Consider the following 11,768-nt stretch of genomic DNA (forward strand, 5'->3'; position numbering starts at 1 on the left):
ACGTGTTCATGACAGTGGAAAAGGGCAGAGTCACGTCCGCTAAAGCATTGAGGGCGCAGCATTTTCGCCACGCCATCAACTGATCGATAGTCGTCACAACGCCGCTTCGGCGCTAGTTTTCGTACGTCTCGAGGAATGCTTCGATCTCCAGCGCGCGGAAATCCGGCAGCGCCTGATGCAGTTTCTCGTGCTCCCAGTCCCACCAGCTGAGCGCCAGCAGGCGATCGGCGATGGGGCTGGGGAAGCGTTGGCGGATCGGCTTGGCGGGAACGCCGACGGCGATGGCGAAGTCCGCAACGTCCTTGGTGACCACCGCGTTGGAGCCGATGATGGCACCGTGGCCGACCCTCACCCCGGGCATGATCACCGCGCCGTGGCCGATCCAGGTGTCGTGGCCGATGCTGATGCCGTTGTCGGCGCGCCAGTCGAAGAACGCTGCGTCATCGGCCTCGCCTTCAAAATACCAGCTCGATCGATAGGTGAAGTGGTGCAGCGAGGCGCGCTGCATCGGGTGCTTGGATGCATAGATCCGGACGTTCGCCGCAATGTTGGCGAACTTGCCGATCTCGGCATAGGCGACCTGGGTACCGTCGACGAGGTACGAATAGTCCCCCAGCGTTGAGCGGTGAACGTCGCAGTTGGCGCCGATCTCGGTGTATTTGCCGAGTACGGAATCCTTGACGCTGGCGGTCGGGTGGATGACAGGCGTCTCCGAGAGTTTCACGCGGCTTTCCTTGGGGCGAACTGGGTGACATCGACGATCCGGTCCGCGACCTGACCACGGACCTCCTCGTCGTGGAAGATGCCAAGGAGCGCGACGCCGGCGCGCTTCTTTTCGGCGATCATCTCGACGACTACGGCGCGGTTGGTGGCGTCGAGCGATGCCGTCGGCTCGTCCAGCAGCAACACCGGATGCGGGGTGATGAAGCCGCGGGCGATGTTCACGCGCTGCTGCTCGCCGCCGGAGAAGGTGGCGGGTGGCAGCGACCACAGCCGCCCCGGCAGATTGAGCCGGGCGAGGAGTTCGCGGGCCTTCGCGGTGGCTTCGTCGCGCGAGGTGCCGCGGCTGACCAGGGGCTCGGCCACCACATCGAGCGTCGAAACGCGCGGCACGGTGCGGAGGAACTGGCTGACGTAGCCGATGGTGTCGCGGCGGAGGTCGAGCACGGTACGCGGGCTGGCGGTCGCGAGGTCCACCGGTTGGCCGTGGTGGATCAGCGAAATCGAGCCGGCATCGACGCCGTAATTGCCGTAGACCATCTTGAGCAGCGACGACTTGCCGGCGCCGGAGGGGCCGCCGAGCACCACGCATTCGCCTGCACGGACCTCAAAATCGACGCCGTTGACCACCGGCAATACAATACCATCCCGCAGGTGCATCGTGAAACTCTTGGCGACGTCGCGAACAGTCATAAGTGCGGTCATCGTCACACCTGCAGGATCGAGGAAACGAGAAGTTGGGTGTAGGGCTCGCGCGGATCGTCGAGCACCCGGTCGGTGAGCCCCTGCTCGATCACGTAGCCGTCCTTCATCACCATCATCCGGTGCGACAGCAGCCGCGCCACCGCCAGATCGTGGGTGACGATGATGGCCGAGAGCCCGAGATCAGAGACGAGCCCGCGGATCAGGTCGAGCAGGCGCGCCTGCACCGACACGTCGAGCCCGCCGGTCGGCTCATCCATGAAGACGAGTCGAGGATGGGTGACGAGGTTGCGGGCGATCTGCAGCCGCTGCCTCATGCCGCCGGAGAAGGCGCGCGGCTCGTCGTCGACGCGATCCTCGGCGATCTCGACGCGGCCGAGCCACTCGATGGCGGTGGAGCGGATCTTGCCATAGTGCCGGTCGCCCACCGCCATCATCCGCTCGCCGACATTGGCGCCGGCGGAGACGGTCATACGGAGGCCATCGGCCGGGTTCTGGTGGACGAACCCCCAGTCGGTCCGCATCAGGAAGCGGCGCTCGGCTTCGCTGAGATCGTAGAGATTGCGCCAGACTTCATCGCGCATCCGATACTCAGCGACGCCGGAGGTCGGCTCCAGCCGGGTCGAGAGGCAGTTGAGCAGCGTCGTCTTGCCCGAGCCGGATTCGCCGACCACCGCCAGCACCTCGCCGGGCCAGAGTTCGAACGACACGTCGGCGCAACCCATGCGGCTGCCATAGAACTTCGAGAGTTCGGTGACCCGAAGCAACGGTTCGGTAGCTGAAACTTTGGTGGTCATTCCGCTGCCTCCAGGGCATGGCCGGCGAGCTTGCCGCGATGGCCATGCTCGCCGCGGTCCTCGCAGTTGTCGGTGTCCGAGCAGACGAACATGTGCCCGCCCTTGTCATCGAGGATGACCTCGTCGAGGTAGACTCCAGTGGCGCCGCAGAGCGCGCACGGCTCGTCGAAATGCTGGATCTCGAACGGGTGATCCTCGAAATCGAGGCTCACCACTTCGGTGTAGGGCGGCACAGCGTAGATGCGCTTTTCGCGGCCGGCGCCGAACAGCTGCAGCGCCTCCGACATGTGCATCTTGGGGTTGTCGAACTTCGGCGTCGGGGAGGGATCCATGACGTAGCGGCCCTCGACCTTCACCGGGTAGGCATAGGTCGTGGCGATGCGGCCCTGCTTTGCGATGTCCTCGTAGAGCTTGACGTGCATCAGCCCGTACTCCTCGAGCGCGTGCATCTTGCGCGTCTCGGTTTCGCGCGGCTCGAGGAAGCGTAGCGGCTCGGGGATCGGCACCTGGTAGACCAGCACCTGACCCTCGGTGAGCTTGGCCTCCGGAATGCGGTGCCGCGTCTGGATGATCGTCGCTTCTTCTGTATGCGTCGTCACCGCGACATTGGCGACCTTGGCGAAGAAGGCCCGGATCGAGACGGCATTAGTGGTGTCGTCGGCGCCCTGGTCGATGACCTTGAGCACGTCGTCCGGCCCGATAATCGAGGCGGTGACCTGCACGCCGCCGGTGCCCCAGCCATAGGGCATCGGCATTTCGCGGGAAGCGAACGGCACCTGGTAGCCGGGGATGGCGATGCCCTTGAGGATGGCCCGGCGGATCATCCGCTTGGTCTGCTCGTCGAGATAGGCGAAGTTGTACTTGGCGATATTCATTATCGGCTAGCCTCTTATCGCGGGACGCATAGGCTCAAGGAAGACCTGATGGCTGTGGAATTCGACTGGCGCTGGATCCCGGTATTTGCTGTCGCGCTCGTGATTTTGTTCTTTGCCGCGCGCAGCAGTGGCCGGCGTCCGCGCGGTAGCGACAACGGTGACGCTGGCGGAGCGAGCGCCTCTGGGGCGGACGCCGATGGGGGTGGCGACGGTGGTGGTGATGGCGGCGGAGAGTGAGGTCATTCTGCCGCCTCCGGGTAGGCTTCCGCTTCGTCGGCGATGTCGTGCTCGGCGCGCATTTCGCGCAGCAGCCCGAGTTCGCCCTGGAAATCGACGTAGTGCGGCAGCTTCAGGTGCTCGACGAAGCCGGTCGACTGCACGTTGTCGGAGTGGGAGATGACGAACTCCTCGTCCTGTGCTGGGTGGTTCACGTCCTCGCCGAGTTCGCCGGCGCGCAGCGAGCGATCGACCAGCGACATCGCCATGGCCTTGCGCTCGGCCTGGCCGAAGACGAGGCCGTAACCGCGGGTGAACTGCGGCGGCACCTTGGCGTTGCCCTTGAACTTGTTGACCATCTGGCACTCGGTGACCCGGATGCGCCCGAGGTTCACGGCAAAGCCGAGTTCCGGGATGTCAAGTTCGACCTCGACTTCGCCGATGCGGATTTCACCGACGAACGGGTGCGAGCGGCCATAGCCGCGCTGCGTCGAATAGCCGAGCGCGAGGAGAAACCCCTCGTCGCCACGGGCCAGTGCCTGCAGGCGCCGATCGCGGTTGAGCGGAAACTCCAGCGGCTCGCGGGTGAGATCGCCGATCTCGTCCTGCGGCTCAGACACGTCGGGCTCGATCAGTCCCTGATGGTCGAGCAGGTCGGTGACGCGCGGCGCATGCTCGTCGTCGCTAAGCCGGGCCGCCGGGTCATCGACCTCAGCGCCTTCGGCGATCGAGGGATCAAGCAGCCGGTGCGTGTAGTCGAATGTGGGGCCGAGCAGTTGGCCGCCCGGCAGATCCTTGAACGTCGCCGAGACGCGCCGCTCGATCTTCATCGCCGCCGTATTGATCGGCTTCGAGTAGCCGAAGCGCGGCAGCGTGGTGCGATAGGCGCGAACGAGGAAGATCGCCTCGATCAGGTCGCCGCGCGACTGGACGATGGCGAGCGCCGCGAGCTCGCGGTCATAGAGCGAGCCCTCGCCCATGGCGCGATCGACTGCGAGGCCGAGCTGTTCGATGATCTGGTCGAGGCGCAAGGCCGGCACCGAGCGATCGCCGCGGCGGCGATCGGCGAGCAACCGGTGGGCATTGGCAATGGCGGCCTCGCCGCCCTTGACGGCAACATACATGGCTCAGGCCTCCGAAATGCGGGTGGTGCGCGGCAGGCCGACAACCGTGCCGTCGCGAACGAGCAGCAGGTCGACGCCACGCGGAAAACGAGTGCGATTCTCGGCCCACTGGTCGAGGAAGTCGCCGCCGGGGAGCGGCAGCTCGGTGGTAAGCTGATCCCTGATACCGGGGCCTTTGAGGGTCACGGCCTGCTTGGCCGTGTCGACAGCCAGCACGACGGTGGTCGAGCGATCCGGGTACTCGTCGGTCCCCTGCCCGAAGGCTTCGAGGCGCGGCAACTGGCTTGCATCGGTGGCCAGCGCGAACGCCGCCTCGCCGATATCTGATGTCAGCGGCGCGCCGCAGTGGAAGGCCAGCCACTTCACCACGGCCTCGTTAGCGGCGAGGACGGGGTCCAGCCAGACCAGCGTGTCGTGATCGCAGAGGGTCAGCGCCACGGCGCCGAGTTCCGGGGTGAGCGGTGCCGGCGGTGCAGCGTCCGAGGCGATCGATTGCACCGTGCCCGGACGGGCCAGCGCGTTCATGACGGCGCGGAAGACGTTCTGCGCGCCGAGCACTAGGTCGGCGAAACCGCCCTCGATTGTCGTCTCCATCAATTGTCTCCCCGGACCATGGTGAAGAAGTCGACCTTGGTGGCCGCGGTCTCGTCACGGAGCTTGGCATCGGCCGCCGCCTGCTCTTCGCGCAGCGGTTTCAGCACCAGCGTTTCGACGGCTTCGGCATCGCGCTGCAGCAGCGCGTCGAACAGCGCCGACTGCACCGCCTTGTCGCCGTCGCGTCCGAGGCAATAGGCATGGCCGACCTCGCCGGTTTCGAGCCGCACCGTGGCGCGGGTCACCGTCGCTTCGCCGAGATTGAAAGCATTGCCGCCGCCACCGGCGCGGCCGCGCACCATCACCAGCCCGGTCTCCGGACCCCGCACCTTGTGATAGGCGGGCTTGTCGGACCAGGCGGCCCAGAGCTCGCCGAGCCGCTTCGGCGTGGCGTGGCTCAACACCGCCATCGCCTCCTGGCGGGGGTTATTCGCAGGCGCCTCAAACATTGGCTCTTGCTCCAACTTGTATAGTAAAATAGACAAGTACTGTCGTTTCGCCCCGCTATAGGCCGACCGTGTGAAGATGCAATGACAATCTTGAGCCGAACCGAAATCGCCCCTGCCGGAGGGGTGGCGCTGTGGCGCCAGATCGCCGACGCCATCCGCCTCGAGATCATCGGCGGCAAGCTGGAGAGCGGCGACAAGCTGGATGGCGAGCTGACGCTGGCCGAACGCTTCGGCGTCAACCGGCATACGGTGCGCCGGGCCCTCGCGGTGCTGGAGGAGGAAGGCGTGCTGCGCGCCGAGCATGGGCGCGGCACCTTCGTCGCTGAGGCACGACGGCTGAGCTATCCGATCGGGCGGCGCACGCGGTTTTCCGAGGGCTTGGCGGGACAGGTGCGGCAGCGCAGCAGCCAGTTGCTGTCATCGAAGATCGAGCGGGCGACGGCGCGGCTGGCGGAGGCGTTGGCGGTGAAGCTGGGGACGCGGCTGATCCGGCAGGAGACCGTATCATTCGCCGATGGCCGGCCGCTGGCACGCGCGACGGGCTGGCTGCCGGAAGCGCGGTTCGCCGGGTTCGATGCGGCTTACGTGGAGGCCGGGTCGGTTACGGCGGCGCTGAAGCGCTACGGCATCGAGGACTATTCACGCGGCTCGACGCGGATTTCGGCGCGGCACGCCACAACCGATGAGGCGCAGGCGCTGAAGCTGGCGCCGGGGTCGGTAGTGCTGGTGTCGGACGCAGTGGATCTGGATGCGGACGGGGTGCCGATCCACGCGATGTTGACGCGGTTTCCGGCGGACCGGATGGAACTGGTGGTTTAGCTCTTACGGACAAATGGAGGGGAAAATGGAAGCCAATGCCGATCACGACGGTCACCGCGTAACCCACCGGCACCGCCTGCACTGGTTTGAACGAACGCTGGCCGTCCTGACGACGCTATCGGCTGTAGGGATCATGCTGCTGGAGGTTGGGCGAAGCCTGGTGCTCTGGCCTTAGGTCTCCCTCCCCCTTGTGGGGAGGGATCAAGGGTGGGGGTGGCCCCACGCACTACCGCGCCAGATTGATCCCCGCCTCCGCCAGCATCTTGTCCACATCCACGGTCTGCCCCGACGCAATCGACGCGTTCGCCGCGATGCCGGTGAGGATCGACCAGGCGCCTTCCTTGTGCGTCGAGGCGCGGTTGTAGCGATCCGGTTCCATGCTCTCGGGCTCGAACAGGTAGCCCAGCATGACCGGGTCGGCACCGCCGTGGTCGCCGTGGCCGGCCCACACGTCGACAGCCTCCGGCAAGCCGCCGGCGAGGTGCAGCGTCGTGCTCATGGCGTCTTCCTGCACCTTGTCGCGCACGCCGCCGAAGACGCCGTGCACTTCGACATGCCGGTGTGTCAGCTCGCCCTTGGTGCCGTGGAACTTGATCTCCAGCCCTTCCCAGGGGCTGTAGGCGCAGAGCGTATAGTTGAGGAACACGTCGTTGGCGTATTTCACCTGCACCTGCATGGTGTCTTCGATGGTGATGTCGTCGGCGAACACGCACTTGTCGCGCAGGTACCCGTCGTCACCTTCGGCATCGAGGTACAGCTCGCGCAGCGCTGGGTCACCGGCGAGATCGAGCCGGTAGTCGCATTTGTCGAACACGGGGCAGCCGTGGCAGCGCTCGCCATGGCCACCGAGCCCGAGCTCCTCGGCCATCTCAGGTGTGTAGAACACCCGCTTGCCGTTGGCGCTGACGGTCTTGGGGGTCGAGGCGACCCACCAGTTCATCAGGTCGAAATGGTGGGTGGATTTGTGCACCAGCAGCCCGCCGGATTTCTCCTTGTAGCGGTGCCAACGGCGGAAATAGTCGGCGCCGTGCACGCGGTCGAGGTACCAGCGGAAATCCACCGCGGTGATGTCGCCGATGACGCCCGACATCAGCAGGTCCTTGAGCTGCGTGCGGGCCGGCGTGTAGCGATAGTTGAAGGTGACGGTGAGCTTCTTGCCGCTCTGCTGCTGCGCTTCGAGCACTGCGCGGAGCTTCTGCAAATCGACCGTCATCGGCTTTTCGGTCATCACGTTGCGGCCGGCCTTCAGCGCCGCGACGATGTACTCGTGATGCAGGTAATCCGGCGTGGTGACGATCACCGTGTCGGGCTGCTGCTCGGCGATCATCCGGTCGAAATCGGCTGCCTCGTAGGTGGCGATGCCGTTGCCCTGCTTCGGGATCTTGCCGGCGGAGAGGGCGAGCCGCGTCTCATTCACGTCGCAGAGCGCGACCAGGTCGTTGCCCTCCGCGTGCGTCTGGGTGATCGCTTTGCGGAACATGGCATGGCGCCCACCGACGCCAACTATCGCGTATTTCAATTGGGTAGTCCTCGTCCGGATGGATACGACCCGGATTCCTCCCGCAGGCCGCCCATGCATAATTCACCGTCTGGTTACTTAGTCAAGTCGGCCCTTCGTCGGTTCCGGGTGCTTGCTTAGCTGGGGGCGGATGGTCTCTACTCCCGGCCGGACAACGGGCCGCGATTAGAACGGACAACACCCCGCGCGATGACGGACGATCTCACTCTCAGCGTCGACCTCGGCACTTCGAGCGTCCGCGCCGCACTGGTCGACCGGCGCGGCACCATCACCGCATTCGCCAGCCGCGGCTTCGCGCAGACCATCCCGCGCTTCGCCTGGGCAGAGCAGAGCGCCACCGCCTGGTGGGCGGCGACGGCCGAGGCGATCCGCGAGGTGGCCGGCAAATCGGACCGGCGGATCGGAGCGATTTGCGTGTGCGGGCAGATGCACGGCACGGTGCTGATCGGCGCGGGCGACGGGCTCGCGAGCGACAGCGTGCTGCTGTGGAACGACAAGCGCTCGACTGCGGAAGTTGAGGCCTGGGAGCAGGCGCGGCCGTACGAGTCCTACGCCTACCTCACCGCCAACCCGGCGACCCCGGCCTGGCCCGCGTTCAAGCTACAATGGCTTCGCGACCATGCGCCCGAGGCCTATGACGCGGCCGAGACGGCGCTGACGCCGAAGGATTTCATCAACCTGCGGCTGACCGGCGTGCGGGCCACCGACTGGAGCGAGGCCTCGACCAGCTTTCTGACCGATGCACGTTCGGGCACCTGGTCGGATGAGCTGGTTTCGGCGCTGGGATTGAACCGCGACCTTCTGCCATCGATCCATGCCGCTGCGGACATCATCGGCGCCGTCACCGGCGGTGCGGCGCGGGAGACCGGGCTGCGAGAGGGGACGCCGGTGCTGGCCGGCGGCGGTGACATGCCGCTGGCGCTGCTGGGTTCCGGTGCCGCCAAGGCCGGCATGGCGTCGGACATTGCCGGCACTTCGTCGATCGCCACGCTGCTGCGGACGGACCCGCTTCACGATCCGCAGGTGGCCAATATGGCAGTCCCGGGTGGGCTGTGGGGGGCGTTCACGCTGGTCGACGCCGGCGGCGATGCCATCCGCTGGGCGACGAACGCTATCGGCAACGGCACGACGGAGACCTCGGCGGAAGCGGCGGTGGCCGGCTCGGACGGGCTGTTCTTCCTGCCGTTCCTATCGGGTGCGCGGCTGGGGCCGGCTCGCAATTCGCGGGCCCAGTTCTTCGGGCTGACGGCGACGCATGGCAAGGCGGAGCTGAACCGCGCGGTCCTGGAGGGTGTGGCGATGGCGCTGGGCCGGCAGTTCGAGCGGATTACCGCGCATGGCGGGCGGCCGGAGCGCTTCATTGCGGCCGGTGGTGGTGGACGGTCGGACCTGTGGCTGAAGATCAAGGCGAGCGTCTACGGGACGCCGATCCTGGTACCGCGGGTGCTGGAATGCGGCGTGATCGGCGGCGCGATACTGGCGCAGCACGCGACGGCGGGGGTGAGTATCGCAGAGGCGATAGCGCAGATGGTGTCGATCGAGCGCGAGGTGGCGCCGGTGCCCGAGTGGGCCGAGACCTACGCGCGGATGATGCCGCTGTTCGGGCAGATCGAAGCGGCGATGACGCCGCTCTATGGAGCGCTGGATCGGCTGTAACGAGCAATCAGTAGGTGGCGCGCCCGCCGCTCAGGTCGAACACCGAGGCCGTCGTGAAGCTGTTTTCCTTGCTCACCAGCCAGGCGACCATGTTGGCGGCTTCCTCGACTTCGAGGAATCGGCCGCGGGGGATGCGGCTCAGCATGTAGTCGATGAACTCGGGCTTCAGTTCGTCGAGGATGCGGGTTTTGGCGGTGGCCGGGGTGATGGCGTTGATGGCGATGTCGTATTTCGCCACTTCCTTGCCGACCGCCTTGGTCATGCCGATGACGCCGGCCTTGGCCGCGGCGTAGGCGGAGGCGTTCGGGTTGCCTTCCTTGCCAGCGATCGAGGCGATGTTGACGATGCGGCCGTAATTGCGAGCCTTCATGCCCGGCAGCACGGCACGGTTGACATAGAACGCGCCGTTGAGATCGATGTCGATGACGCGGTGCCATTCGTCGAGATCGTACTCGTCGAGCGGGGCGTTCTTGCCGGCGATCCCTGCGGAATTGACGAGGATGTCTAGCTTGCCGAGGCTCTTTTCGACTTCCGCGACGGCGGCGGCGATCGCCTCGTAGGAGGTGATGTCCACAGCAATGGTCGACGCAGCGGCGCCGAGCTCGGCCTTGGCGCTCGCGAGCAGTTCGGCGTTCATGTCCCAAAGGCTGACCTTGGCGCCCGAGGCGACCAGGCGCTTGGCGATGGCGAAGCCGATGCCCTGCGCACCGCCGGTGATGACGGCCACCTGGCCGTTGAGATCAATCTGGTTCATGAAATTTTCTTCCTGGGTCAGGCGAATGGCTTAAGCAGGCTACGATCAGCTATTTCCATGCCGAAGCCCGGCGCGCTACTGACCTTTAGTCGACCGTTCTGCGGCAGGTCTTCACCGGTGAACAGCTTGCCGAAGATCGGACGGATCGACCGCCCATCCGGACTGGCCGCCACATACTCGCACAGCGACTGCGACGGCTGGCTGGCAATGAACTGGTACGAGTACGGCCCCGAGCCGTGCGGAATCACCGGGATGTCGTAGGCGGCCGCTTGTGCCGCGATCTGTAAGAGCGCCGTGAGCCCGCCCACCCACATCACATCGGGCTGCAGCACGTCGATGGTGCGCTCCTCGATCAGGCGGCGGAAACCGTAGCGGGTGTATTCGTGCTCGCCGGTGGTCCACTTGATCGTCGGGTGCGCCTGCTTCAGCAGCCGGAACCCCTCGATGTCATCGGGGTGCAGCACCTCTTCCCACCAGTAGATGTTGAGGTGCTTGGTCCTTTCGGCGAGGCGGATGGCGTAGGGGACGGTCAGCGCCATGTAGCAATCGACCATCAGCGGGTAGTCCGGCCCCACCGCTTCGCGATGCGCGGTGAGGAACTCGATGTTTTTGATCAGCCCATCTTCGCCGTCGAAATGGCTGTAGGGCAGCGGCACCTTGGCGCCCCAGAAGCCGAGCGCCTTCACCGCATCGGGCGCGGGGCCGGTGCAGTAAAAGCTGATCTCGTCGTGGCATTTGCCGCCGATCAGGTTGTAGACCGGCTCGCCGCGGAGCTTGCCGATGAGGTCCCATAGCGCCAAGTCGACCACTGAGATGGTGGCGATCGGCATGCCCTTGCGGCCATAGGGCATCGAGGCGCGGAACATCTGGTCCCAGATCTTCGAGGTGTTGCGCGCGTCTTCGCCGACGAGGAAGCGGCTGAAGTGGTTGGTGACCAGCCAAGCCGCCGGATAGCCGCCAAAGCCGGTGGCGACGCCGGTGACACCGCTTTCGCTCTCGATCTCGACGACGATCGAGCCCATCACGCCGATGCCCCACGACTGACGCGATGCCTTGTACTGCGCGTAGCCCGACATCGGGTTGGCGATCAGCGTATCGATCAGCCAGTGGCCGCGGCCCTGCTGGAAATAGTCGCCGCCATCCCCCTCGCTCTCGACGAGCGAAACGCGCAAGGCCTTGATGGTGAAGTCGGACATGGGGACGGGCCGATCAGTCGGAGTCAGGGGAGATGGAAGACCTGGTTTAGGTTCACGACGTGCGGCGTGCCGTCGTCGTTGTAGTCCATGATGTCGTCCATGAACTTCCACCAGCGCTTGTTGATCTCGGTTTTGGGGAGATCGGCCATGGTGTGATCGGCGGTGCGGACCAGCGTCGCGAACAGCTCGTTGGTCTCGGGGTCATGCCAGATCGAATAGTCGGAGACGCCGGCGTCACGCAGCGCCTGGCTGAGCTCGGGCCAGATCTCGTCGTGCCGTTTCTTGTACTCAGCAATCTTGCCGGGATGCACCTTCATGCGGAAGGCGATGCGCTCGGACATCGGGTT

Annotated in this window: 15 protein-coding genes; 4 read left to right on the plus strand and 11 right to left on the minus strand. The window is 65.7% G+C overall.

The window, feature by feature from the left end; genetic code table 11:
* Positions 1-112 precede the first annotated feature (112 nt).
* From AC1DYL_RS08515 to AC1DYL_RS08530, 4 genes are read right to left on the minus strand one after another with little or no spacing between them, the layout of a single operon-like run.
* Entirely contained in the window at positions 113-724 is a 612-nt protein-coding gene (locus AC1DYL_RS08515; protein ID WP_477172804.1) for a DapH/DapD/GlmU-related protein, read from the minus strand.
* Entirely contained in the window at positions 721-1,425 is a 705-nt protein-coding gene (gene phnL, locus AC1DYL_RS08520; RefSeq protein ID WP_477172805.1) for a phosphonate C-P lyase system protein PhnL, read from the minus strand. The genes AC1DYL_RS08515 and phnL overlap by 4 nt, the downstream gene beginning before the upstream one ends.
* A gap of 2 nt (positions 1,426-1,427) precedes the next feature.
* Complete coding sequence (phnK, locus tag AC1DYL_RS08525; protein WP_477172806.1) at positions 1,428-2,219, minus strand: phosphonate C-P lyase system protein PhnK; 792 nt, start codon at positions 2,217-2,219, stop codon at positions 1,428-1,430.
* Positions 2,216-3,097 (minus strand): alpha-D-ribose 1-methylphosphonate 5-phosphate C-P-lyase PhnJ, encoded by an 882-nt coding sequence (locus AC1DYL_RS08530; protein ID WP_477173116.1) that lies wholly within the window; start codon positions 3,095-3,097, stop codon positions 2,216-2,218. The genes phnK and AC1DYL_RS08530 overlap by 4 nt, the downstream gene beginning before the upstream one ends.
* A 45-nt stretch (positions 3,098-3,142) precedes the next feature.
* On the opposite strand from AC1DYL_RS08530, the gene AC1DYL_RS08535 reads away from it, so the two are divergent.
* Positions 3,143-3,331: a hypothetical protein gene (locus AC1DYL_RS08535; protein ID WP_477172807.1), complete on the plus strand. Its 189-nt coding sequence runs from the start codon at positions 3,143-3,145 to the stop codon at positions 3,329-3,331.
* A 2-nt stretch (positions 3,332-3,333) separates the two neighbouring features.
* Here the strand turns inward: AC1DYL_RS08535 and AC1DYL_RS08540 are convergent, their stop codons facing one another.
* The 3 genes from AC1DYL_RS08540 to phnG are packed head-to-tail and all read right to left on the minus strand — an operon-like array spanning position 3,334 to position 5,477.
* Positions 3,334-4,434, minus strand: a complete 1,101-nt coding sequence (locus AC1DYL_RS08540) for a carbon-phosphorus lyase complex subunit (RefSeq protein WP_477172808.1) — start codon at positions 4,432-4,434, stop codon at positions 3,334-3,336.
* A 3-nt stretch (positions 4,435-4,437) separates the two neighbouring features.
* Positions 4,438-5,028, minus strand: coding sequence for a phosphonate C-P lyase system protein PhnH (gene phnH / locus AC1DYL_RS08545; protein WP_477172809.1), 591 nt, complete (start codon positions 5,026-5,028; stop codon positions 4,438-4,440).
* Positions 5,028-5,477: a phosphonate C-P lyase system protein PhnG gene (gene phnG, locus AC1DYL_RS08550; protein WP_477172810.1), complete on the minus strand. Its 450-nt coding sequence runs from the start codon at positions 5,475-5,477 to the stop codon at positions 5,028-5,030. Before phnG ends, phnH begins: the two co-directional genes overlap by 1 nt.
* An 81-nt stretch (positions 5,478-5,558) precedes the next feature.
* On the opposite strand from phnG, the gene phnF reads away from it, so the two are divergent.
* Both phnF and AC1DYL_RS08560 read left to right on the plus strand, forming a co-directional pair.
* Positions 5,559-6,296: a phosphonate metabolism transcriptional regulator PhnF gene (phnF, locus tag AC1DYL_RS08555; protein ID WP_477172811.1), complete on the plus strand. Its 738-nt coding sequence runs from the start codon at positions 5,559-5,561 to the stop codon at positions 6,294-6,296.
* A 25-nt stretch (positions 6,297-6,321) separates the two neighbouring features.
* The gene (locus tag AC1DYL_RS08560; RefSeq protein WP_477172812.1) at positions 6,322-6,471 is read left to right on the plus strand and encodes a hypothetical protein; all 150 of its coding nucleotides are present in this window, start codon (positions 6,322-6,324) and stop codon (positions 6,469-6,471) included.
* A gap of 51 nt (positions 6,472-6,522) precedes the next feature.
* Here the strand turns inward: AC1DYL_RS08560 and AC1DYL_RS08565 are convergent, their stop codons facing one another.
* Positions 6,523-7,875, minus strand: coding sequence for a Gfo/Idh/MocA family protein (locus tag AC1DYL_RS08565; RefSeq protein ID WP_477172813.1), 1,353 nt, complete (start codon positions 7,873-7,875; stop codon positions 6,523-6,525).
* Positions 7,876-8,004: 129 nt separating this feature from the next.
* On the opposite strand from AC1DYL_RS08565, the gene AC1DYL_RS08570 reads away from it, so the two are divergent.
* Entirely contained in the window at positions 8,005-9,471 is a 1,467-nt protein-coding gene (locus tag AC1DYL_RS08570; protein ID WP_477172814.1) for a xylulokinase, read from the plus strand.
* Between the two features lie 7 nt (positions 9,472-9,478).
* Here the strand turns inward: AC1DYL_RS08570 and AC1DYL_RS08575 are convergent, their stop codons facing one another.
* The 3 genes from AC1DYL_RS08575 to rhaM are packed head-to-tail and all read right to left on the minus strand — an operon-like array spanning position 9,479 to position 11,762.
* Positions 9,479-10,225, minus strand: a complete 747-nt coding sequence (locus tag AC1DYL_RS08575; RefSeq protein ID WP_477172815.1) for an SDR family NAD(P)-dependent oxidoreductase — start codon at positions 10,223-10,225, stop codon at positions 9,479-9,481.
* Between the two features lie 17 nt (positions 10,226-10,242).
* Positions 10,243-11,421, minus strand: a complete 1,179-nt coding sequence (rhmD, locus tag AC1DYL_RS08580; RefSeq protein WP_477172816.1) for an L-rhamnonate dehydratase — start codon at positions 11,419-11,421, stop codon at positions 10,243-10,245.
* Between the two features lie 23 nt (positions 11,422-11,444).
* Positions 11,445-11,762 (minus strand): L-rhamnose mutarotase, encoded by a 318-nt coding sequence (rhaM, locus tag AC1DYL_RS08585; protein ID WP_477172817.1) that lies wholly within the window; start codon positions 11,760-11,762, stop codon positions 11,445-11,447.
* Positions 11,763-11,768 lie beyond the last annotated feature (6 nt).

This window comes from Devosia sp. P1_H9 (assembly GCF_056405135.1).

Bases quoted from the DNA above. Each gene is read 5' to 3' on its own strand.
- AC1DYL_RS08560 (WP_477172812.1), top strand. From the start codon at position 6,322: ATGGAAGCCAATGCCGATCACGACGGTCACCGCGTAACCCACCGGCAC.
- phnG (WP_477172810.1), bottom strand. From the start codon at position 5,477: ATGTTTGAGGCGCCTGCGAATAACCCCCGCCAGGAGGCGATGGCGGTG.
- AC1DYL_RS08565 (WP_477172813.1), bottom strand. From the start codon at position 7,875: ATGCATGGGCGGCCTGCGGGAGGAATCCGGGTCGTATCCATCCGGACG.
- AC1DYL_RS08535 (WP_477172807.1), top strand. From the start codon at position 3,143: ATGGCTGTGGAATTCGACTGGCGCTGGATCCCGGTATTTGCTGTCGCG.
- rhaM (WP_477172817.1), bottom strand. From the start codon at position 11,762: ATGTCCGAGCGCATCGCCTTCCGCATGAAGGTGCATCCCGGCAAGATT.
- phnF (WP_477172811.1), top strand. From the start codon at position 5,559: ATGACAATCTTGAGCCGAACCGAAATCGCCCCTGCCGGAGGGGTGGCG.
- AC1DYL_RS08540 (WP_477172808.1), bottom strand. From the start codon at position 4,434: ATGTATGTTGCCGTCAAGGGCGGCGAGGCCGCCATTGCCAATGCCCAC.
- phnL (WP_477172805.1), bottom strand. From the start codon at position 1,425: ATGACCGCACTTATGACTGTTCGCGACGTCGCCAAGAGTTTCACGATG.
- rhmD (WP_477172816.1), bottom strand. From the start codon at position 11,421: ATGTCCGACTTCACCATCAAGGCCTTGCGCGTTTCGCTCGTCGAGAGC.
- phnK (WP_477172806.1), bottom strand. From the start codon at position 2,219: ATGACCACCAAAGTTTCAGCTACCGAACCGTTGCTTCGGGTCACCGAA.
- AC1DYL_RS08575 (WP_477172815.1), bottom strand. From the start codon at position 10,225: ATGAACCAGATTGATCTCAACGGCCAGGTGGCCGTCATCACCGGCGGT.
- AC1DYL_RS08570 (WP_477172814.1), top strand. From the start codon at position 8,005: ATGACGGACGATCTCACTCTCAGCGTCGACCTCGGCACTTCGAGCGTC.
- phnH (WP_477172809.1), bottom strand. From the start codon at position 5,028: ATGGAGACGACAATCGAGGGCGGTTTCGCCGACCTAGTGCTCGGCGCG.